The organism is Pseudomonas sp. B21-048 (assembly GCF_024748615.1).
Lineage (GTDB): Bacteria > Pseudomonadota > Gammaproteobacteria > Pseudomonadales > Pseudomonadaceae > Aquipseudomonas.
Window position 1 is genome coordinate 3,800,436 of record NZ_CP087168.1, and the last position, 21,208, is coordinate 3,821,643.

Here is a 21,208-nt window from a genome sequence, read left to right on the forward strand (position 1 = left end):
CCGTAGGACAACGACACTTAGCGAGTCGGCGCTTTTCCCTAGAAGTGTAATCCTAACAGCGGCCAAGGTCGCGGGGGTATGAATATGGATGATCCTGAATCGGTTCAGGTTTTTTTTGGGCCCTGAAGCTGCAGTTGTTCCGGGGTATCAGGCAAGCGTTCAACCACCGCGAGTTTTTCCGGCAACTGACGCTTGCGCCAGGCACGGAAGGCGTTGAGTTCGTCATCGAGGACTTTCATCAACCAGGCCAGCACGGCAATGTCGTCGAGCATGCCGAATACCGGGATGAAATCCGGGATGGCATCCACCGGGCTCAGGAAATACATCAGGCCGGCCACTACCGAAACCAGTGCTTTCGGGCTGATGGCCCGGTATTCGCCACGCCAGTAAGCGAGGCAGAGTGCCTGCAACAGGCGCAGATCGTCTTTCAGCTTGCCCAGACGATTGCCTTGGCTGGCACCTTTGCTGGCAACAGCAAACAGTAGGGTTGGCAAACGACCACGGGCGAGCAGGCGTCCGGCCAGAGGCAGGAAACGAGCGAAATTCCAGGGCATTTTCATTTATTCCTCCCACTGAAATGTTATCCACACAAATTGTGGATAACCTTGTGAACAGAGCTGCATTTCACCGCTGAAAGCCCCGTTTCATAAGGGCCTGACTCAGATCGGGCGTTTTTTACTCACATAAAAAAACCCAAGATTTCATTGACTTGGCGCTTCCGCCCGGCTAGCTCTGATGCCCTCACTGGCTATGACTTCAGCGCACCGCGTCCGTTCGCTTTGTTTACCTCCACTGAACGCCAGATGCAACAACGCCCCGCATAAGCGAGGCGTTGTTTTTTCGAGCAGACGCGGATTACTTGGTGGCGTCTTGTTTTGCTGGATCCTTGATGGCCAGCAGCTCCAGGTCGAATACCAGCACCGAGTTGGCTGGAATCGCCGGGCTTGGGCTTTGGGCGCCATAAGCCAGTTCGCTAGGGATGTACAGTTTGTACTTCTCGCCAACGTGCATCAGTTGCAGGCCTTCGACCCAACCCGGAATCACACCGCTGACCGGCAGATCGATCGGGCTGCCGCGCTCGACGGAACTGTCGAAAACGGTGCCATTGGTCAGTTTACCGGTGTAGTGAACAGTCACTACGTCGGTCGGTTTGGGCTGTGCGCCATCGGCTTTCTTGACCACTTCGTATTGCAGGCCGGAAGCCGTGGTAACGACACCCGCTTTCTTGCCGTTTTCTTCAAGGAACTTCTTGCCGGCGGCTGCCGACTCTTCGCTCATCTTGGCCAAACGCTCTTCAGCACGCTTTTGCAGCGCCGCGAAGGCTTCAACCAGTTCTTCATCCTTCAGCTTCTGTTCTTTCTTGCCAACGGCATCTTCGATGCCTTGGGCCACCGCTTTGGAATCCAGGTCATCCATGCCTTCCTGAGCCAGGCTTTTGCCCATGTTCAGGCCAATGCCGTAGGAAGCTTTTTGCGCCGGGGTTTTCAGCTCTACGCTGGTCTGCGAATCACAACCCGCAAGTACCAGGCCAACCAGGGCCACCGCCGCCGCCAACCGATGCTGTTTCATGCTATTTCCTTGTTCATGCGCCTAAAGGGCAATCGAGTAAAGCCGCGAGCTTATCAGGCGGCCACGACCAATGGCTACCGGCATGAGAGCAGGAAACCTCCGATAAGTTCAGGTGTTTAAACGCATTTCAGCAATAGAGGGATGAAGCTTCTGTCATCTGGTGCTTACAGAACCGGATGCTTGTTCCCACAGCCTCTGGGGTAATGGCCTCTTGCCGCACCTCGTCAGCTGAGGCATAAGGGAGCCACACATTGACAAGGATGTTTATCTTGCGCCTCATATTCCGCTTGCTGATTCTGATCGCCGTATTACTGGGGCTGGGCCTCACGGTGGTGCTGTATTACGTCGCCAACCCTAAATTGCCGTCCTGGTCACCGGCGCAACAGGTGAATTACCTGGAGCAATGGAGCGCCGCTGACCGCCAGGCTTACTACTTCACGCCTCAGGGCACCCAGGTCAAAGGCTTGCGCTATGACTGGTTCAATGCTCTCGAACTGCCCTTTTCGCAAAAAAGATTCGCTGCTCCTGAATACCTCGCGCGTTTTGGTTTTCTGATCGATCCGAGCCAGAAAGCCACGCCGAACAACCCTGGTAACCTGCCCGTCGGTTTTGCCCGCCATCAAAACCCCGGCAGCCAGGACGAGTTTCTCGACATCACCTGCGCCGCCTGCCACACCGGCGAATTGCGCTTCAATGGCCAGGCCGTACGCATCGACGGCGGCTCGGCCCAGCATGTGTTGCCGTCCAGTGTTCCTACCTTGCGCGGCGGCAGTTTCGGCCAGGCACTGGTGGCCAGTCTCGCCTCGACTTACTACAACCCCTGGAAATTCGAACGTTTCGCACGCAACGTTCTGGGTCAGGACTACGACGCGCGGCATCAACAGCTACGCCAGGATTTTAAAGTCTCACTCGATACCTTCTTGAAAGTGGCCTGGAACGACACCCATCGCGGCCTCTACCCCACCGAAGAAGGCCCCGGCCGTACCGATGCTTTCGGGCGCATTGCCAATGCCAGCTTCGGCGATGCAATTTCACCCGCCAACTATCGCGTGGCCAACGCGCCAGTGGACTACCCGCAACTGTGGGACATGTGGACCTTCGACTGGGTGCAATGGAACGGTTCGGCGCAGCAACCGATGGCCCGCAATATCGGTGAAGCACTGGGTGTGGGCGCCACGCTGAATTTCTTCGACAGCAGCGGGCAGCCGCTCAAGGGCGACGACCGCTACCCGTCCAGCGTCCGGGTGCGCGATCTGCACCGGATCGAGCAAACCCTGCAACGACTCAAACCGCCCGCCTGGCCAGAAGCCCTGTTGGGCAACATCGACAAGCCACTGGCCGCAAAAGGCCGCGAACTGTTTGCTGAAAACTGCGCCGGGTGCCACGTACCTCGCGTCACCCAAAGCGACGGCAGGCCGGTGCATCATCTGAAATTGCTGCCTGTGGAGGTGATTGGCACAGACCCCGGCGCCGCCAATAACATTGCCGATCATCGCTTCGATCTGACGGCCTTGCAATGGGATCCGGCAGAACTTGCGCAACTGGACGTACAACTGCATCCAAAACCCACAGAACCCTTGGATATGAGCCAGTTGTCAGTGGCCAAGGGACTGGCTTACGTCACTGCTTTTGTGAGCAACCAAGCCTACCGCGAGGCCAATGTGACACCCGCAGAGCGCCCGAACCTGGACGGATTCGGCCTGCCGATCGGCGTACAGGAATTGCGCAGCTACAAGGCCCGACCATTGGCGGGCGTCTGGGCCACGCCGCCGTTTTTGCACAACGGTTCGGTGCCAAGCATTTATCAATTGCTCTCGCCTCAGGATGAACGCGCGACCACGTTCTACAAGGGCACCTTCGAGTACGACCCCAAACATCTGGGTTATCGCACCGAAGCCTTCACCAACGGTTTTGTGTTCGACACGCGCGTTACTGGCAACCACAACAGCGGTCACGAGTTCCGCGCAGGCGAGCGCGGGAACGGCGTCATTGGTCGTCTGCTGCAGCCGGAGGAACGTTGGGCGCTGCTGGAATACCTGAAAGTGTTGGGCGGCCCGATGGAGTCGCAATTGCCAGACCGCCGCTTAAGTCAAAAGGATTGACCCATGCTGATTACTCTCTGGTTGCGCCTTGGCGTTTTCCTCGGCAAAACCCTGCTGTGGTTGCTGGGTCTGAGCCTGCTCGGCTGGGCGCTGATCATGGCCTGGTCCGCCTGGCAGCATCGCGGCCCGGTATCGGCTGAAGAACTGATTCCGGACGGCGAGGCGTCAATGACTCAGGACATCATTCAGACGGCCGTGCGTATCGTCGATCAACACCGTGAAAGTACTCGCTACCTGCGCGATGCCCATGCCAAGGCCCATGGTTGCGTGAAGGCCGAGGTTCAGGTGCTGCCGGATCTGGCGGCACAGTTACGTCAAGGCGTCTTCAGCGAACCCGGCAAAACCTGGCAAGCAACGATACGGCTGTCCAATGGCAATGCGTATCCGCAGTTCGACAGCATCCGCGATGCCCGAGGCATGGCGATCAAACTATTCGATGTGCCTGGTAAACAGTTGCTGAGCGACCGGCAAGGGCGCAGCGAACAGGATTTCGTGATGTTCAACCATCCGAACTTCTTTGTCAGCGATGTCGCCGAGTATCGTCAGAATGTGGCCGCTCAGGCTGATGGCAAAAAGGTGATGGCGTTCTTCCCGGGCTGGGATCCGCGCACCTGGCAGGTTCGCCATCTGTTTATCGCGCTGGCGACGCTCTCCCCTGCCCCGGCAAGCCCGACGCAGACCACTTACTTTTCGGTTTCGCCGTACAAGTTTGGTGAAGCCAATGCCAAATTCCGGGTGATGCCGGATCCTGATAGCTGCCCGGTCTACACGCTGCCCACGCAAAATCAAAACCTGCCGAATTTCCTGCGCAGTGCGCTGAACCAGCAGTTATCGACTGATCGGGTACCGGCGTGTTTCGTCTTACAGATCCAGCGTCAGGATGCGGGCAAGTACATGCCGATCGAAGACACCAGTATCGAGTGGAGCGAAAGCGACGCGCCCTTCGAAACCGTGGCCAAAATCAAACTGCCTGCCCAGGATTTCGACACCCCGGCGCTGAACCTGCAATGCGACAACCAGTCGTTCAACCCATGGTTCGGCCTTGAAGCCCATAGGCCGATTGGCGGGATCAACCGGTTGCGCAAAGCGGTGTATGAGGCCGTCAGCGGCTATCGACACAGTCGCAATGCCGAACAATAGGCAAGGCAGAAACGAAAAAAGCGACCCGAACAGGTCGCTTTTTCAGTGGAAGGCCAGCACAAAGCCAAATCCCAGACAGCAAAAAGCCCGCATTAAGCGGGCTTTCCGTGGTGCTCTGGCGTTCAGCGTTCCAGGTTACCGAATATGGCGCAGCGGACGGGACTCGAACCCGCGACCCCCGGCGTGACAGGCCGGTATTCTAACCGACTGAACTACCGCTGCGCGTAGCGTTGAAAGTAAGTGGTGGGTGATGACGGGATCGAACCGCCGACATTCTGCTTGTAAGGCAGACGCTCTCCCAGCTGAGCTAATCACCCTTTACCTTCGTTGCGGGGCGCATTGTGCCACAGATTTTCATAAAGTGTTGATTTAATTGATAAAAAATCAAAAAAATCTGAAAACCGATAAAACGACACACCCTGCAGGAACTTCAGACAGAAAAAAACCCGCGTTAGCGGGCTTTTCCGTGGTGACCTGGCGTTCAGCGTTCCAGGTTACCGAATATGGCGCAGCGGACGGGACTCGAACCCGCGACCCCCGGCGTGACAGGCCGGTATTCTAACCGACTGAACTACCGCTGCGCGTAACACTAAAGCGAATGGTGGGTGATGACGGGATCGAACCGCCGACATTCTGCTTGTAAGGCAGACGCTCTCCCAGCTGAGCTAATCACCCTTCACTTTCGGTGTGGCGCGCATTCTACGGAGCGATCCAAACTCTGGCAAGCACTTTTTAAATTAATTTTCTCAGGCCTTCCAAAGGCTTAGAGAAGGGTTGGCCTATGGCACCCGGAGGACAATAATGCCCCCTTTGTATAAAGGAGAGACTCACCCCATGTGGTTCAAAAACCTGCTTATCTATCGCCTGACCCAAGATCTGCCTTTTGATGCCGAGGCGTTGGAAACTGCACTGGCCACCAAACTGGCGCGTCCATGTGCAAGCCAGGAGTTGACCACCTACGGTTTCGTCGCGCCATTCGGCAAGGGCGAAGACGCGCCGCTGGTGCACATCAGTGGCGACTTCCTGTTGATCGCCGCCCGTAAGGAAGAACGCATTCTGCCGGGCAGCGTCGTACGCGACGCGGTGAAGGAAAAGGTCGAAGAGATCGAAGCCGAACAAATGCGCAAGGTCTACAAAAAGGAACGCGATCAGATCAAGGATGAAATCATCCAGGCCTTCCTGCCCCGCGCCTTTATCCGTCGCTCGTCGACCTTCGCCGCCATCGCGCCGAAACAGGGCCTGATCCTGGTTAACTCGGCTAGCCCGAAACGTGCCGAAGACCTGCTGTCTACCCTGCGCGAAGTGATCGGCTCGCTGCCAGTGCGTCCGCTGACGGTGAAGATGTCGCCGACCGCCACCATGACCGAATGGGTCACCACCCAGAAAGCCGCGAATGATTTCTTCGTGCTGGACGAATGCGAATTGCGCGACACCCACGAAGACGGCGGCATCGTGCGCTGCAAGCGTCAGGACCTGACCAGCGAAGAAATCCAGCTGCACCTGAGCACTGGCAAAGTGGTCACTCAACTGTCGCTGGCCTGGCAGGACAAACTGTCGTTCGTGCTCGACGACAAAATGGTGGTCAAGCGCCTGAAGTTCGAAGACCTGCTGCAAGATCAGGCGGAACAGGACGGTGGCGACGAAGCCCTGGGCCAACTGGACGCCAGCTTCACCCTGATGATGCTCACCTTCGGCGACTTCCTGCCGTCGATGGTTGAAGCGTTGGGTGGGGAAGAGATCCCGCAGGGTATCTAAAAGCAACCGGTTCCCCTTGAAGGAACCGGATCAAATGTGGGAGTTGGCTCGCCCGCTCCCACATTGATCCGTGGCGCGTGGCCCTGAGCGTGGTCGCCCATTTCCGGCAACGGATTGAGCCGCAAACTTGATCCTCGGATTAATGATGGGCACTCTATTGCCCAATGCGGGGACGACCTCGCGGCTCGATCGAGTGATTAATCCGGGGACGACCCCATCCATCGATGGAGGTCTCTTATGTCCTGGATCATTCTGTTTTTTGCTGGCCTGTTCGAAGTCGGCTGGGCAGTTGGCCTGAAATACACTGACGGTTTCAGCCGCCCTCTTCCTACCGCACTGACCGTTACCGCCATGGCGATCAGCCTTGGCCTGCTGGGCCTTGCCATGAAGGAATTGCCGCTGGGCACGGCCTATGCGATCTGGACTGGCGTAGGTGCGGTGGGCACGGTGATCGCCGGGATCATTCTGTTTGGTGAATCCATGGCGCTGTTTCGGCTGGCCAGTGTGGCGTTGATCATTACCGGGTTGGTTGGGCTCAAGATCAGCGCTTAGACCTCTACCGCCATCGCGAGCAGGCTCGCACATTGGATTTCCAGCGGCTAAAAAATCCGCGAACAGTGGCGATCCTGTGTGGGAACGAGTCTGCTTGCGATGATGGCCGCCTGACAGCCACCCCAACTTTCCCGTTATCATGTCGCCCATTTCCAGTCCCCCACGCCCTCCTCCTGATCAATAGCGAACCAGCCCATGGATACCCTCGCCCAACTTCGCGCCGGCCAATTGTCGGGCATTACTCGCCTGGATCTGTCCTGCGGCCTGACCGAGTTCCCCCGGGAAATCTTCGACCTGGCGGACTCGCTGGAAGTACTCAACCTCAGTGGCAACGCCTTGTGCAGCTTGCCGGACGACTTGCACCGCCTGACCCGTTTGCGCGTGCTGTTCTGCTCGGACAATCAGTTCACTGAACTGCCCGCCTGTCTCGGCCAGTGCAGCGCGTTGACGATGATCGGTTTCAAGGCCAACGCCATCGAAAACGTGCCGGGCGCCGCGCTGCCGCCGCTGTTGCGCTGGCTGATCCTGACCGACAACCGCCTCACGGAACTGCCGACCGAATTGGGTAAACGCCCGCACCTGCAAAAACTCATGCTCGCCGGCAACCGGCTACAGTGCTTGCCCGAAAGCCTGAAACACTGTCATCGACTCGAACTGGTCCGCATTGCCGCCAATCAGCTCACCGAACTTCCCGAGTGGCTGTTGACCTTGCCGAGTCTGACCTGGCTGGCATACGCCGGTAATCCGCTGGAAACCGAAGCCGATGCCGCCGCTCTCGACGCCACGGCGAGCATTCCCTGGTCCGGGCTGAACCTGGAGAAAAAACTCGGTGAAGGTGCGTCGGGGGTTATTCATCAGGCGTTGTGGGAACAGACGAAACAGGTCGCGGTGAAACTCTACAAAGGCGAGATGACCAGCGATGGCTCGCCGTTGCACGAAATGAACGCCTGCATCACTGCCGGCATCCACCCCAACCTGATCCGGGTCGAAGGGCGGGTCATCGGGCATCCGCAGGCGCAGGCCGGGCTGGTGATGCAATTGATTGATCCGAGTTACCGCAACCTGGCCGGGCTGCCGAGCCTGGCGTCCTGCACCCGCGACGTCTACGCCGACGACACCCGGTTCAGCGCCGGCGTAGCACTGCGCATTGCCAATGGCATCGCCTCGGTGGCCGAGCATCTGCATTGCCAAGGCATCACTCATGGCGACCTGTATGGTCACAACATTCTGTGGAACGAACGGGGTGATTGCCTGTTGGGGGATTTTGGCGCGGCGTCGTTCCATGCCACTTCGGACAGCCTTGAAAGCCGCGCGCTGCAACGGATTGAGGTGCGGGCGTTCGGAGTTTTGCTGGGGGAATTGCTGGCGCGGATCGACTCGGGGTTGAGTGATGAACAGCGAGTCGCGCTAGAAGCTTTATGGCAGCGCTGCTGTCAGCCGGATGTGCTGGCGCGGCCAGGGTTCAGCGAGGTTATGCGGGAGTTGGCTGTGTTCAACTAGCGGCACTATAAAAACTGTGGCGAGGGGGCAAGCCCCCTCGCCACAAGTCAGATCACAAACTGTCGGAGCCGTTTAACCCGCCAACCCGACAAACATGTCCTGCACATCATCGTGGTTATCGAGGCCTTCCAGGAATGCTTCGACTTCCGCCATCTGCTCGTCGCTCAGACCACTGACCGGGTTCTTCGGCTGGTAACCCAACTTGGCCGACAACACCGTGAAACCCTGTTCCGGCAGCGCTTTCTGTACCGCATCCAGGTCCGCAGGCTCAGTCAGGAACAGCGTCGCGCCGTCTTCACCTGGCTCGAAATCCTGGGCACCGGCTTCAATCGCGGCCATTTCCGGATCGGCGTCAGGGCTGTCCGGGGACGCCTCGATCATGCCGACGTGGTTGAAGTCCCAAGCCACCGAACCGGAAGCGCCCAACTGGCCCTTGCGGAACGCGACGCGGATTTCAGCGACAGTGCGGTTGATGTTGTCAGTGATGCATTCAACGATCAACGGCACCTGATGCGGTGCAAACCCTTCATACGTCACTCGATGGTATTGCACGGTTTCGCCGAGCTGGCCGGAGCCTTTCTTGATCGCGCGTTCCAGGGTTTCACGGGGCATCGAGGCTTTTTTAGCCTGTTCGACCACCAGACGCAGGTGTGCGTTGGTGGCGGTATCAGCACCGTTGCGCGCAGCAATGGTGATTTCTTTCACCAGTTTGCCGAAGATCTTGCCCTTGGCGTTGGCTGCCGCTTCTTTGTGTTTAACCTTCCACTGTGCGCCCATTACTCACTCTCTTGATCTGTGGCGCCGAGACATCTATTGGCCGACGCGTTGCGCAAGTTTATACGGCCTAAAGGTACCAATCGACCAAAAATTCCAGGATATTCATCCCCACGACGGATCCACATATTCGCCAATGCTCGTAGGGCAATTCTGAAATGTCGATTTGCGGTGACGCTTCAGCATCAGGGTTTCGTACCCTCTGCGCCCATCCTCCCTGGCAGAAGCGCGTTCGATGCACAACGACAAGGAAAGTCCCTTCACCCTGACACTGCTCGACGGCGATTTGAGCTTTCAGGTGTTGCAGTTCAGCGGCCGTGAAGGCCTCAACCAGCCCTATCGATTCAATGTCGAAGTGATCGGACTCGCACCGGCAATCCACCTCGACCAATGGCTGCAACAACCCGCGTTCCTGAGGCTGGCGGGTGATCAGGGCATTCACGGCATGATCCACAGCATCAGTCGCGAACATCGCGGCCCGCACCGGATCGGCTACCAGCTGGTGCTGACACCTTATCTTCAACGACTGGAGCGACACCGCTCGCGTCGGGTGTTTCATCGTCTTAGTGTTCCCGCGATCGTGCGCCAGTTACTGGAGGAGCATCAATTGCCCGAGCACAGCTACCGTTTCGAACTGGCAAACGGGTGCTACCCGCCCCGGCCTTTTTGCATTCAATACGACGAAAGCGATCTGGCCTTCGTGCAACGGCTGTGTGAAGAAGAAGGCCTGCATTATCACTTCGAACATCAGCACGACGGGCACGTGTGGGTGCTGGCCGATGACAGCCTGAGCTTCCCGCAGGAGCCGCTGCTGATGCCGTTCCATGACGACGCATTCAACGACTCCGTGTTACCGGTGATCAGCGAACTGTACCAGCGCCATGACCCGGCCCCCGTCCCCGCACGATGGGAGGCCAGAAACCGCGGCGCGCAGGTGATTGGCGATGGTGCGGCCAATCATATACTTGCCAGGACGGGTCCGGTGACGGCACGTCCCGCGCCCGAACAGCTTCATCGCGACCAGCTCAGCCGCAGGCGGCTGGAACGCCTGCGTTGCCAGCAACGGCAGATCCACGGCCAAAGCAACCAGAGTGAGCTGGGCAGTGGGCGGATTTTGCAAGTGGCAGAACACCCGCTCTCGAGTTTCAACGATCAGTGGTTACTCACCGACATCCAGCACCAAGGACAACAGCCATCGATTCTCGCCAACGACACGCTCGAGGTTGCTCAACGTTACAGCAATCAATTCACCGCCATTCCCTGGTCAACGGTATTCAGGCCAGCGCTCAAACAGACCAGGCCGAACATCCCCGGCTATCAAACCGGCCGAGTGCTGGGCCCCACCGGGCAACCGGCGGCGCTCGATGACCAGGGCCGGATACAGGTCAGGTTATGGTCGACGCCGACATTCGAGGCGGATGAATCCGTTGGCCTCTGGCTGCCGATCGCCGTCACAACGCCAGACGGTCGTGTCGTTCCATCCAGGCTGCCCCTGTCCGGCACCGAGGTTCTGATCAGTTTTCTCGACTGCGATCCGGACCGACCGGTGCTGTGTGCTGGCATGAGTCATCTCCAGCCTTCCCGGCCCGCTCCCGAGCCACACCGCGATGGCCACCTGCTGCTCGACTGGCTGATCAACCGCCCGGATCTCGCACCCTGACCTTCATAAAAAAGCGCCAGCTCCTTTTACGGAACTGACGCTTTTTTGTGGCCGATCACTTGATCCAGAGCATTGCACGGAATATTGACCGCAGGCAAAACCCGCCAAACAGGATTACAGTGACGGCACACCGTCGAACAAGAACGGTGACTTCAGACCAGACCTGTGAGGAAACATCGTATGCCGTTGAAGAATTCCGAATCACGCTACAGCACCGTATCGATCGCGCTGCACTGGTTAATGCTGGTGCTATTAATAGCGGTTTACGCCTGTATCGAATTGCGCGGGATCTTTCCCAAAGGCAGTGGCGGCCGGACATTGATCAAGGAAGCGCACTTCATGCTAGGCCTGACGGTGTTCGTGCTGGTCTGGCTACGGTTGTTCGCCCGCAGCTTCGGGCCAGCACCGCAGATCTTCCCTGCCTCGCCACGCTGGCAAACCCTGCTCGCCAAACTGATGCACTGGGCGCTGTATATTTTCATGATCACCATGCCGATTCTGGGCTGGTTGATTACCAGCGCCGAGGGGCATCGGGTGATGTTCTATGGCATCGACCTGCCCTTGCTGATCGAAGAAAACAAACCGCTGGCCAAGCAATTCGAGGGCTGGCATGTGCTGGGTGGGACGATCGGCTATTGGCTGATCGGCCTGCACGCCGTGGCCGGGCTTTTTCACCATTATGTGGTGCGCGATAACACCTTGCTGCGGATGATGCCCAAGCGCGGTTGAGCGGCTACTAAATCAATGCACCTTTCAGGTATGTGAACTGAAACCCCGGCGGCCCTGCAAGCCGCCGGTATGGATGAAGATCAAGCGCGTTCCCCGCGCAAATTTACCCGCCTCGACTCGCTGCTTGAGCGCCAGCAGCGCTTTGCCGGTATACAGCGGTTCGAGAGGAATGCCACTGGCCTGTTCGGTCTGCTCGATGAACGCAAGCAACGGCGGATCGACTTTGGCAAAACCGCCACGGCTGGCGTCGAATAGCTCATAAGCCGATTGCTGCAAATCTGCCTCGCGGATAATCGATTCGACCTGCTGCGCCACGCCATGATCGTCAGGCACCGCCAGCGCGCCATACACCGGATGTTCGCCCGCCTCGGCCAGTACCAGACCGGCGAGGGTGGTGCCCGTTCCGCAGGCCAGCCACCAGCCGTCGTAGTTGCTCCAGCCCAGACCACTCAGTTGTTCGCGGGCCTGTGCCACCCATTGCTCGCAACCCTTCGCCCCAAGCAAGCCGCCGCCACCTTCCGGCACTGGATGTAGCTCGGGGTATTGCTCCCGCCATGGCGCCCAGAAACCTGGTTCGTGCCGCGCTCGATAACCGCCATAACCCAACCAGTGCAATTGCATGCCGAACGCCTGCAAGTCTTTCACCGTCGGCGTGTCTTGCAGATGCCCGCGCAGCAGGCCGACCGTGGAGAAACCGAAGCGTTTGCCCGCTGCGGCCAATGCATGGAGATGGTTGGAATGGGCACCGCCCAGGCTGATGATGCCTTCAGCGCCGTTCTGGTCGGCGGCTTTCAGGTGTTCAATGAGCTTGAACCACTTGTTGCCGCTGATCAGCGGGTCGATTTGATCCAGACGCAGGATCGCCACGTCGATACCGGCAGTGGTGAGCCAGTCGAGGTGAAGGGGTTCGAGGGGGGCTTGGGGTAGCCAGTCTATTGGTGGGGAAAGCATTGATGCCGGCTCTGGGTGAAAAGCCAGCATCTTAGCAGCCCTCTTGCTCCCGCTTGGCTACGCAGCAGCCACAGAATCAGCGACGGATTAACCTGACACTGCACCATCGCTGATAAAGGGAGTCCTTCGGCCTCCAGCGGGAGCAAGCTCCCTCGCCACAGGGTCTATGTGTATTACAACTCAGCCGCCAACCGCGAACCCTGATTGATCGCACGCTTGGCATCCAGCTCCGCCGCCACGTCCGCGCCGCCGATCACGTGCACGCTCTGCCCGGCCTCGACCAGACCGTCCTGCAACTCGCGCAACGGATCCTGCCCGGCGCAGATCACGATGTTGTCCACCGGCAGCACCTGCGGTTCGCCGCTTTCGCCGATGCGGATGTGCAGGCCTTCGTCGTCGATCTTCAGGTACTCGACGCTGTTGAGCATCTGCACCTGTTTGTTCTTCAGACCCGTGCGGTGAATCCAGCCTGTAGTCTTGCCCAAACCGTCGCCAACCTTGGATGTCTTGCGCTGCAGCAGGAACACTTCACGGGCCGGCGCCTGCGGTTCAGCCTTGATCCCCGCAACACCGCCGCGCGCTTCGAGGTGTGTATCGATGCCCCACTCCTTCCAGAACGCTTCGCGGTCCTGACTGGTGGCCACGCCCTGATGAACGAGGAATTCCGACACGTCGAAACCAATACCGCCGGCGCCGATCACCGCGACGCGCTTGCCCACCGGTTTTCGCTCGAGGATCACGTCCAGGTAGCTCAGCACCTTGGCGTGCTCGACACCCGGAATCGCTGGCACTCGCGGCGCAATACCCGTGGCCAGGATGATTTCGTCGTAACCGCCCGTAACCAGCTGCGCCACATCCACACGGGTATTCAGGCAGAGTTCGACGTTGCTGGTCTGCAATTTGCGGCTGAAGTAGCGCAAGGTTTCGAAGAACTCTTCCTTGCCCGGCACACGCTTGGCGATGTTGAACTGGCCGCCGATTTCGCTGGCCGAATCGAACAACGTCACCTGATGACCGCGTTCGGCGGCCACCGTCGCGGCGGACAGCCCCGCAGGACCGGCGCCAACCACGGCGATTTTCTTGATCTGCTGCACCGGCAGGTAATTAAGTTCGGTTTCATGGCAGGCCCGTGGGTTCACCAGGCAACTGGTCAACTTGCCGCCAAAGGTGTGATCCAGGCACGCTTGGTTGCAACCGATGCAGGTGTTGATTTCATCGCCACGACCGGCCGCAGCCTTGTTGACGAAATCCGCATCGGCGAGGAACGGCCGCGCCATGGACACCATGTCGGCATCGCCTTCGGCCAGAATCTGCTCGGCGACTTCCGGCGTATTGATGCGGTTGGTGGTGATCAGAGGAATATTCACCGAGCCACGCAGCTTGGCCGTGACCTTGCTGAATGCGGCACGGGGTACTTTGGTGGCGATGGTCGGAATCCGCGCTTCGTGCCAGCCGATGCCGGTGTTGATGATCGTCGCACCGGCCTGCTCGATGGCCTTGGCCAATTGCACGATCTCTTCCCAGCTGCTGCCGCCTTCCACCAGATCGAGCATCGACAGGCGGAAGATAATGATGAAGTTCGGGCCGACCGCTTCGCGTACCCGACGGACGATTTCTACCGGCAGGCGCATGCGGTTTTCGTATGCGCCGCCCCAGCGGTCAGTGCGATGGTTGGTGTGGGCCGCGAGGAACTGGTTAATGAAATAACCTTCGGAGCCCATGATCTCGACGCCGTCGTACTCGGCTTTTTGCGCCAGGGTCGAGCAAGTGACGAAATCGCTGATTTGTTTCTCGATGCCTTCCTCGTCCAGCTCTTTAGGCTTGAACGGGTTGATCGGCGCCTGGATCGCGCTCGGGGCCACCTGTTTCGGGCTGTAGGCATAACGCCCGGCATGAAGAATCTGCATGCAGATCTTGCCACCCGCCTCGTGTACCGCGCGGGTGACGATCAGGTGCTTGAGCGCTTCTTCCTCGGTGGTCAATTTGGCCGCGCCGGAGTAAACCCCGCCTTCATCGTTCGGGCCAATACCGCCGGTAACCATCAGGCCTACACCGCCACGGGCACGCTCGGCGAAATACGCAGCCATGCGCTCGAAACCGCCAGGCTTTTCCTCAAGGCCCGTGTGCATCGAGCCCATCAGGGTGCGGTTGCGCAACGTGGTAAAACCCAAGTCCAGCGGGGCCAACAGGTGCGGGTAATGAGCGGCGGCCATCGGTAACTCCACAACGAGCGATCACGGAAAAAGTGCAGGAGCTCTTCGGCCCCCGTCAGTCATGTTCGACAGACTAAGAGTCGCACTGCTGTCACTCAATGACCGTAACTGACAACTTATTGATCCAAATGTGCAGCGCCCCTTGGCAAGCGCGGGCATGGGCCCTACCCTAGTCGCGAACCCTGCACACGGCCGTTGACTGTTTCCCCATGCGCAAACTTTTGTACCTGACCTTCTCCATGGCGTTGATCGCCGCCCTCACGACCTACGCGATGTGGGCCGCGGACCGTCCGGTGGGTCATTACCTGTCGGACCTGCGCATCAGTCTCGCGGTCGATCAGGGCACTCCCGCCGATCGCGGCAATCTGCTGGGGATCCAGCCCGAGCTGTTCCCCACCGACTACCAAAGCCCCGAACGCCTGCACCGCAAGCTCGCCGCTTACTTGCAGAAGGCTCAGGATCAGGGCCTGCTGAATGAAAAAACCATCGTCGTACTGCCCGAACATGTCGGCACCTGGCTGATGATCAGCGGCGAGAAAGACGAGTTGTACCAGGCCACTACGCTCAAGGAAGCCATGAACTGGCTGGCGGTGAGCAACCCGTTGCAGTTCATCCGCGCCCTGATCAGTGCCGAGGGCGGTAGCCTTCTCGACGATGCGCACTTGCGGATGAAGGCCAAGAAAATGGCCAAGAATTACCAAGCGCTGTTCGGCGGCTTGGCGAAAGAATTCCGCATCACTCTGGTGGCGGGCTCCATCGTGTTGCCCGAGCCGAGTGTCAGCGATGGCACCCTGAAGATTGGCCGCGGCGCGCTGTACAACAGCAGCGTAGTGTTCGGTCGCGACGGTTTGCCGATTGGCCAGCCTCAGCGGCAAATGCACCCGACTTTCGCTGGGCACGACACTGTCGAAGCCAATTCCGAGCACACGATCAACGTCGTCGATACACCAGCCGGGCGCTTGGGCGTGCTGATCGGCAGCGACAGTTGGTATCCGGACAACTATCGCAAACTCGACGATCAAGGCGCGCAACTGGTGGTGGTCCCGGCGTTCGTCGTCGGGCGCGGGTCCTGGGATCAACCGTGGCCCGGCTACAAAGGCCAGTCCACGCCGAACTCTGTGAGTCTCAAGGCTGGCGAACTCAGTGAAGGTCAGGCTTGGCATCGGCTGACGCTGATCGCCCAACCGTCCGGCAGCCAGGCCATCGCCGGCATGAGTGTGTTCCTGCGTGGTCAATTCTGGGATATGGGCAGCGCCGGTCAAAGCTTCCTCAGCAACAACGGGCAGCATTTTGCCGACGGCGATGCCCGGGGCGCGCGTTTGTTGAACCTCTGGCTATAAGCGATGAAACCACAGCCGATGCGCCTCGGGGATCTGTCGGTGGGCTTCGTCCAGAGCTTGGCCGATGCCGTGCGCAGCCATGGCCTGGACCCACAACCGCTGCTCGAACAGTACAGCCTCGACGCCGCGCGACTGGCCGAGGCCGGCGCCCGTCTTTCGATCCCGCGCTACATGCGCCTGGGTCACGGCGCCATTCAACTGACCGACGACCCGGCACTGGGTTTGCGCATGGGCCAACTCAGTCGCCTGAGCCAGGCCGGCCTGGCCGGAGTCACCGCCGCCCAAGCCCCCACCGTGCGGGAAGCGGCGCGCTGCCTGATTCGCTTCGAAGCGCTGTACGGTTCCAACTATCGCGGCCAGTCGAGCTTTCACGAAGACGCCCAAGGCGCTTGGCTACGGTTTTATTCCATCAGCCCCTACAACGCCTACAACCGCTTCGTGGTGGATTCGATCATCGCCGGCTGGTTGCAGCAATTGTCCAGCATAAGCCCTGCCCCGCTACGCGCCGAACGGATCGAAATCGAATTCCAAGCGCCGGATTACCGCGAGGCGTATGCCGTGCTTGGGGATTGTCCGATTCAGTTTGGCGCCGAACAGAATCAACTGCGCCTGAGCCTGGACAGCCTCGCCCAGCGCAACCCGGAGCACTGCCCGAGCACCTGGCGGCACCTGCTGCAACTGTGTGAACGGGAACTGGAGCAACTGACACGCACCCGCAGCCTGCGTGAACGCATCACTCAGTTACTGGGGCCGTTGCTCAATGGTGGTCGGGAACCCGACCTGGAAGAAGTGGCGGCACGCCTGAAGCTGCCAACCTGGACCTTACGTCGCAAACTCGCCGAGGAAGGCACGCAATTTCGTGCAATTCTCAACGACACACGCCGCGACCTCGCCATGACCTACATCCGCGACACTGAACTGGCTTTCGGCGAAATCGCGTACCTGCTGGGGTTTGCTTCAGCCGAAGCCTTTCAACGGGCTTTCAAACGCTGGAACGGCCAGACACCTGGGGATTTTCGCCGCAGTCATCGCCAATCCGCGTAAGGTTTACAATTCGGTAGCGTCTTCGGCAGGTTCCAGCGGGTCCAGTTCAAACGCCTGATATTCGAGCAGTTCTTCTTGATAATCGTCCATTATTAAACCCCCATCGCCTATTGAAAAAATCGTCTGAATAAATGATCAGCGCCCTGAGCATAAAGTGCTCGCATGAAAGAAAAATGACGCGGACATGACACTACGTCGCTACTTAATAAAACGTAGCAGGTGGTCAGGAATTTATCACAGGATTTTTTCGATACAAGCCGTAGGAATACAGCTCGATTTGATGTGGATCAATCTTGGACGTTGTTACGGGATCGGAATCGTCTGACCCGATCCGTAACAGCAGCCTATTACTGGCCGGAGACAGGCATCGCCGAGATGGGCTCGGTCGGCGCTGGCATGGTGCTTGAATCCGCCGGTGGAGTCCCCGATTCCGTGGACGAACTCGGCTCGCTGCTCTGCGCCGGGGTAATCGGTGCCGTTTCAGCAGGCGGCACAACAGGCTCCGAAGTAGCCGGAGCAGGTTCGGCTCCCGGCGCTGGAACAGGCGCAGGTTCTGCAGCCGGGGTCGGCGCCAACTGAGCCGGCGCAGCCTTGGCTTCAGGCACACCCAGATCGGTCTTCGGCTTCTCGGTGATGTGCGCTGCCTTCTTCGCTTCCGGTGGCAGGAACAACTCGACCAGCGCAAAGAAACGCTCATAGAACTTGGCCGAGGACACGGTTTCGCTGGCGACCTTGACCATCGAATCGTCGGACGAACCGATCGGCATCGATACCGAGCCCAACACGCCGACACCAAGGCTGGCTGAGTTGTTGGTCTTTTTCAGCGCATAACGGTCCTGCAAGGCGTTGGCGAACATCGTCGCGTGATGCCCCTCGCTGCCGTCATCGGCACAGACCACACTGAAGCTGATCTCCATGTGGGTCTCGCCAGTTTGCTGGAAGCTCTTGTGCCCACTGACCAGTTTTGGATCGCTACTGGTAATGATGTAACCCTGACTGAGCAAAGCCCGACGAGCGGCCTCGCAGGTCTGTGCATCGCTCACCGGGTAATTGCGCGAAAACGTTCCGGAATCGTCGAAGTTCTCATGCTCATAGACGGCGGCTTTCTTCGACGAACAACCGGCAGCGGCTGCCAGCACCAAGGCCAGCCCGACAACACGCATGGGAATTGATATAAACATTGAACATCCTGAGGAAAACGGTACGGGGCGTATTGTGCAACAGATCGATGCTTAGCGGAGCATCGATTGTGTCTTAAAACGGTTACAGGCCTATTGAGCCGAGTTCTAAGGAGAAAGCCTGCCCGGATAAAAAAACCCCGGCCGTCTGGCCAGGGTTTTTATGTTGCAGGAAACTCAGTCAAGCATCAGAAACGCTTGATCTCAGCCTCGCTTTCCAACAGTTTGCGGTAGGCCGCAAAGTCTTGTTGGCCAATGCGCGAGGCGAGGAAACGACGGTATTGAGTCTTCTCTTCTTCGGTCGGCGCCGCGGCTTCGTTCACGCCATTCAGACGCACGATCACCAGGCTACCATCGGCCAAGGTCACGCTGCTAAAGGTCGGCTTGTCTTTGGAGACAGGCTTGGGCATGCGGAACAACGCTTGCAGCACAGTTGGGTCGACCCCTTCCTGAGCACGAGTCGCCGCTTGAGTCACCTTCCAGTTCTGACCATCGATCGCCTTGTCCAGCGCAGTCTTGCCATCACGCAGGCTGACGATCAGTTGATCAGCCTTGGTCTTGGCGGCGGCACTGGCGTGCTCCTTGGTCAGTTGCGCACGGATGCTGGCAGCCACGCTTTCCAGCGGCAGCTGCTCAGGCTTGCGGTGCTCTTTGGCGCGCAGCACGATCACGGTTTCCGGGTCCAGCTCGATGGCGGTGCTATTGGCACCCTCATCCAGCACTTCAGGACTGAACGCTGCGGTCACCACGGCACGGTTGGCCGCAACACCTTCGCCACCTTCACGACCAAATGGCGCTGAGGTATGGACGGTCAGTTTCAGGTCTTGTGCCGGCTGGGCCAGATCGGAGGCCTCGAACGACGAGTCTTCCAATTGCTTGGTCGCCTCGACGAAACGCTGCTCAACCTGCTGGGTTTTCAGCTCGCGGGTCAGCTTGTCTTTCAGGCTGGCGAATGTTGGCACTTCAGGGGCTTCAACGCCCAGCAGCTTGATCAGGTGGAAACCGAAGTCAGTGCGAACCGGCTCCGAAACCTGATCCTTGGCCAACGAATACAGGGCTTTTTCAAACGCTGGATCGTAGACGCCTGGACCTGCATAACCGAGGTCACCGCCGTTGTTCGCCGAACCTGGATCCTGGGAGAATTCCTTGGCCAGGGCCTCGAATTGCTCGCCTTTAGCCAGACGCGCCTGCACTTCTTCGATTTTGGCCTTGGCTTGCGCCTCAGTCACCTTATCGTTCACTTCGATCAGAATATGCGCAGCCCGGCGTTGCTCGGACAGGTTCGCGGTTTCTTTCTGATACGCCGCTTGCAGGTCTTCGTCCTTGACGCTGACCTGATCGAAGAAGGACGCCTTCTTCAATTCGAGGTAATCGATGACCACCTGATCCGGCGTCATGAATTCCTTGGCGTGTTCGTCGTAGTAGGCCTTGACCTCATCGTCGGTCAGTTTCACCGCCGCAGGATCTGCCTTGACGTTCAGGGTGGCGAAATCGCGGGTCTGTTTTTCCAGACGGGCGAAGGCCAGAACCTGTGCATCGGTGACAAAGCCGCTACCGGCCAGGCCAGCGCGCAGCTGACCAATCAGCATTTCCTGAGCCAGCATCTGGCGGAATTGCAGACGGCTGTAGCCGAGTTGACGGATCACCTGATCGAAGCGCTCGGCGCTGAACTTGCCATCCACCTGGAATTCAGGTGTTTGCAGGATCACCTGATCCAACGCTGCTTCGGAGAAAGCGAATTTCGATTTTTCTGCGCCTTGCAGCAGCAGTTTGCGATCGATCAGCCCTTTGAGGGCCGATTCGCGCAGCATTTTTTCGTCGAGCAAGGAAGCATCGAAATCCTTGCCCAGTTGTTGCATGAGCTGACGGCGTTGCATATCAACCGCCTGGTTCAGCTCGTTTTGACTGATTTCTTCACCGTTGACCTTGGCCGCATCCTGGCTGTTGGTCGTCGCCTGGAAAATGGCCTCGATACCGGTGAAAGCCATCAGTACAACGATGATCCCGATAATGGTCTTGGCAATCCAGCCTTGTGAATTGTCCCTGATATTCTGCAGCATGCGTCCCCCAGAAACGGTTGAACTTCAAAATTAGGCAACCGTGGAGCGTGGGTAGAATCCGGATAGAAGAAAGGCGCATCCGAGGATGCGCCTTCTCGTAACTGGCGGAGCGGACGGGACTCGAACCCGCGACCCCCGGCGTGACAGGCCGGTATTCTAACCGACTGAACTACCGCTCCGCTGCCAAGTCAGGTATGACCCCGACCCGGATGGGCAAAAACCTGAATCGAACTTAGTTGACAGCTTCTTTCAGTGCTTTACCGGCTTTGAAACCTGGTTTTTTAGCGGCGGCGATTTCCAGCGTTTTACCAGTCTGTGGGTTACGACCGATGCGAGCTGGACGATCGGTCACGGAGAAGGTACCGAAACCAACCAGAACAACAGAGTCGCCAGCCTTGAGAGCGCCAGTGACGGATTCGATTACTGCGTCCAGCGCACGGCCAGCAGCAGCTTTCGGGATATCAGCGGATGCAGCGATAGCATCAATCAGTTCCGACTTGTTCACTCTAAGTCCCCTTATATCTATTTGAGTTTGATTCTAAGTTTTTTGGTGAAAGCAAAAAAACGAGTGCTGAATGGCCTACAGGCACTAAAGAGCCGCTTTATAACAAGGGCTCTAAAAAACTGTCAAGGAAGCCCCC

General features: G+C 58.5%; 17 protein-coding genes and 5 tRNA genes. 9 read left to right on the forward strand and 13 right to left on the reverse strand.

Going from position 1 to position 21,208, the window contains the following annotated elements; translation table 11 throughout:
• Nucleotides 1-104: 104 nt before the first annotated feature.
• A complete protein-coding gene (locus LOY56_RS17810) occupies nt 105-560 on the reverse strand; it encodes a YkvA family protein (protein ID WP_258616082.1) in 456 nt (151 codons plus the stop codon).
• 295 nt (nt 561-855) lie between these two features.
• Nucleotides 856-1,569: an FKBP-type peptidyl-prolyl cis-trans isomerase gene (locus LOY56_RS17815; RefSeq protein WP_258616085.1), complete on the reverse strand. Its 714-nt coding sequence runs from the start codon at nt 1,567-1,569 to the stop codon at nt 856-858.
• A 269-nt stretch (nt 1,570-1,838) separates the two neighbouring features.
• On the opposite strand from LOY56_RS17815, the gene LOY56_RS17820 reads away from it, so the two are divergent.
• Nucleotides 1,839-3,671, forward strand: a complete 1,833-nt coding sequence (locus tag LOY56_RS17820) for a cytochrome c (protein WP_258616088.1) — start codon at nt 1,839-1,841, stop codon at nt 3,669-3,671.
• A 3-nt stretch (nt 3,672-3,674) separates the two neighbouring features.
• A complete protein-coding gene (locus LOY56_RS17825) occupies nt 3,675-4,811 on the forward strand; it encodes a catalase family protein (RefSeq protein WP_258616092.1) in 1,137 nt (378 codons plus the stop codon).
• 145 nt (nt 4,812-4,956) lie between these two features.
• On the opposite strand, the gene LOY56_RS17830 is transcribed toward LOY56_RS17825, so the two are convergent.
• The 4 genes from LOY56_RS17830 to LOY56_RS17845 form a co-directional block, all read right to left on the reverse strand.
• Nucleotides 4,957-5,033 (reverse strand) — tRNA-Asp (locus LOY56_RS17830).
• A gap of 19 nt (nt 5,034-5,052) precedes the next feature.
• A tRNA-Val gene (locus LOY56_RS17835) sits at nt 5,053-5,128 on the reverse strand.
• Between the two features lie 187 nt (nt 5,129-5,315).
• Nucleotides 5,316-5,392 (reverse strand) — tRNA-Asp (locus LOY56_RS17840).
• Nucleotides 5,393-5,410: 18 nt separating this feature from the next.
• Nucleotides 5,411-5,486, reverse strand: a tRNA-Val gene (locus LOY56_RS17845).
• A gap of 159 nt (nt 5,487-5,645) precedes the next feature.
• On the opposite strand from LOY56_RS17845, the gene rdgC reads away from it, so the two are divergent.
• The 3 genes from rdgC (at nt 5,646) to LOY56_RS17860 (ending at nt 8,618) form a co-directional block, all read left to right on the forward strand.
• Nucleotides 5,646-6,566 carry a recombination-associated protein RdgC gene (rdgC, locus tag LOY56_RS17850; protein WP_258616096.1) on the forward strand — a complete coding sequence of 307 codons (921 nt, stop codon included), beginning with the start codon at nt 5,646-5,648 and terminating at the stop codon, nt 6,564-6,566.
• Nucleotides 6,567-6,803: 237 nt separating this feature from the next.
• Nucleotides 6,804-7,118, forward strand: a complete 315-nt coding sequence (gene sugE / locus LOY56_RS17855) for a quaternary ammonium compound efflux SMR transporter SugE (RefSeq protein ID WP_258616100.1) — start codon at nt 6,804-6,806, stop codon at nt 7,116-7,118.
• Between the two features lie 195 nt (nt 7,119-7,313).
• Complete coding sequence (locus LOY56_RS17860) at nt 7,314-8,618, forward strand: leucine-rich repeat-containing protein kinase family protein (protein WP_258616105.1); 1,305 nt, start codon at nt 7,314-7,316, stop codon at nt 8,616-8,618.
• Nucleotides 8,619-8,690: 72 nt separating this feature from the next.
• Here the strand turns inward: LOY56_RS17860 and LOY56_RS17865 are convergent, their stop codons facing one another.
• Nucleotides 8,691-9,395, reverse strand: a complete 705-nt coding sequence (locus LOY56_RS17865; protein ID WP_258616106.1) for a YebC/PmpR family DNA-binding transcriptional regulator — start codon at nt 9,393-9,395, stop codon at nt 8,691-8,693.
• Between the two features lie 232 nt (nt 9,396-9,627).
• Here LOY56_RS17865 and LOY56_RS17870 point away from each other — a divergent pair, with 232 nt between their 5' ends.
• Nucleotides 9,628-11,052, forward strand: a complete 1,425-nt coding sequence (locus LOY56_RS17870; RefSeq protein ID WP_258616109.1) for a type VI secretion system Vgr family protein — start codon at nt 9,628-9,630, stop codon at nt 11,050-11,052.
• Nucleotides 11,053-11,232: 180 nt separating this feature from the next.
• On the forward strand, nt 11,233-11,781 hold the full coding sequence (locus LOY56_RS17875) for a cytochrome b (protein ID WP_258616111.1): 549 nt from the start codon (nt 11,233-11,235) through the stop codon (nt 11,779-11,781).
• A gap of 24 nt (nt 11,782-11,805) precedes the next feature.
• Here the strand turns inward: LOY56_RS17875 and LOY56_RS17880 are convergent, their stop codons facing one another.
• Complete coding sequence (locus LOY56_RS17880) at nt 11,806-12,732, reverse strand: 1-aminocyclopropane-1-carboxylate deaminase/D-cysteine desulfhydrase (RefSeq protein WP_258616113.1); 927 nt, start codon at nt 12,730-12,732, stop codon at nt 11,806-11,808.
• 173 nt (nt 12,733-12,905) lie between these two features.
• On the reverse strand, nt 12,906-14,945 hold the full coding sequence (locus tag LOY56_RS17885; RefSeq protein WP_258616116.1) for an FAD-dependent oxidoreductase: 2,040 nt from the start codon (nt 14,943-14,945) through the stop codon (nt 12,906-12,908).
• 209 nt (nt 14,946-15,154) lie between these two features.
• Between LOY56_RS17885 and LOY56_RS17890 the strand changes: the two genes are divergently transcribed.
• Complete coding sequence (locus LOY56_RS17890; protein WP_258616118.1) at nt 15,155-16,285, forward strand: carbon-nitrogen hydrolase family protein; 1,131 nt, start codon at nt 15,155-15,157, stop codon at nt 16,283-16,285.
• Nucleotides 16,286-16,288: 3 nt separating this feature from the next.
• A complete protein-coding gene (locus LOY56_RS17895; RefSeq protein WP_258616119.1) occupies nt 16,289-17,329 on the forward strand; it encodes an AraC family transcriptional regulator in 1,041 nt (346 codons plus the stop codon).
• Nucleotides 17,330-17,676: 347 nt separating this feature from the next.
• Here LOY56_RS17895 and LOY56_RS17900 read toward each other — a convergent pair whose 3' ends face one another.
• The 4 genes from LOY56_RS17900 to LOY56_RS17915 form a co-directional block, all read right to left on the reverse strand.
• The gene (locus LOY56_RS17900; RefSeq protein ID WP_258616120.1) at nt 17,677-18,510 is read right to left on the reverse strand and encodes a DUF2242 domain-containing protein; all 834 of its coding nucleotides are present in this window, start codon (nt 18,508-18,510) and stop codon (nt 17,677-17,679) included.
• A gap of 185 nt (nt 18,511-18,695) precedes the next feature.
• Nucleotides 18,696-20,567, reverse strand: a complete 1,872-nt coding sequence (locus LOY56_RS17905) for a SurA N-terminal domain-containing protein (RefSeq protein ID WP_258616124.1) — start codon at nt 20,565-20,567, stop codon at nt 18,696-18,698.
• Between the two features lie 102 nt (nt 20,568-20,669).
• Nucleotides 20,670-20,746 (reverse strand) — tRNA-Asp (locus LOY56_RS17910).
• 53 nt (nt 20,747-20,799) lie between these two features.
• The gene (locus LOY56_RS17915; protein ID WP_002552737.1) at nt 20,800-21,072 is read right to left on the reverse strand and encodes an HU family DNA-binding protein; all 273 of its coding nucleotides are present in this window, start codon (nt 21,070-21,072) and stop codon (nt 20,800-20,802) included.
• Nucleotides 21,073-21,208: the final 136 nt, after the last annotated feature.

Coding starts and splice junctions, on each gene's coding strand:
- LOY56_RS17810 (WP_258616082.1), bottom strand. CDS start 560: ATGAAAATGCCCTGGAATTTCGCTCGTTTCCTGCCTCTGGCCGGACGC.
- LOY56_RS17815 (WP_258616085.1), bottom strand. CDS start 1,569: ATGAAACAGCATCGGTTGGCGGCGGCGGTGGCCCTGGTTGGCCTGGTA.
- LOY56_RS17825 (WP_258616092.1), top strand. CDS start 3,675: ATGCTGATTACTCTCTGGTTGCGCCTTGGCGTTTTCCTCGGCAAAACC.
- rdgC (WP_258616096.1), top strand. CDS start 5,646: ATGTGGTTCAAAAACCTGCTTATCTATCGCCTGACCCAAGATCTGCCT.
- sugE (WP_258616100.1), top strand. CDS start 6,804: ATGTCCTGGATCATTCTGTTTTTTGCTGGCCTGTTCGAAGTCGGCTGG.
- LOY56_RS17860 (WP_258616105.1), top strand. CDS start 7,314: ATGGATACCCTCGCCCAACTTCGCGCCGGCCAATTGTCGGGCATTACT.
- LOY56_RS17865 (WP_258616106.1), bottom strand. CDS start 9,395: ATGGGCGCACAGTGGAAGGTTAAACACAAAGAAGCGGCAGCCAACGCC.
- LOY56_RS17870 (WP_258616109.1), top strand. CDS start 9,628: ATGCACAACGACAAGGAAAGTCCCTTCACCCTGACACTGCTCGACGGC.
- LOY56_RS17875 (WP_258616111.1), top strand. CDS start 11,233: ATGCCGTTGAAGAATTCCGAATCACGCTACAGCACCGTATCGATCGCG.
- LOY56_RS17880 (WP_258616113.1), bottom strand. CDS start 12,732: ATGCTTTCCCCACCAATAGACTGGCTACCCCAAGCCCCCCTCGAACCC.
- LOY56_RS17885 (WP_258616116.1), bottom strand. CDS start 14,945: ATGGCCGCCGCTCATTACCCGCACCTGTTGGCCCCGCTGGACTTGGGT.
- LOY56_RS17890 (WP_258616118.1), top strand. CDS start 15,155: ATGCGCAAACTTTTGTACCTGACCTTCTCCATGGCGTTGATCGCCGCC.
- LOY56_RS17895 (WP_258616119.1), top strand. CDS start 16,289: ATGAAACCACAGCCGATGCGCCTCGGGGATCTGTCGGTGGGCTTCGTC.
- LOY56_RS17900 (WP_258616120.1), bottom strand. CDS start 18,510: ATGTTTATATCAATTCCCATGCGTGTTGTCGGGCTGGCCTTGGTGCTG.
- LOY56_RS17905 (WP_258616124.1), bottom strand. CDS start 20,567: ATGCTGCAGAATATCAGGGACAATTCACAAGGCTGGATTGCCAAGACC.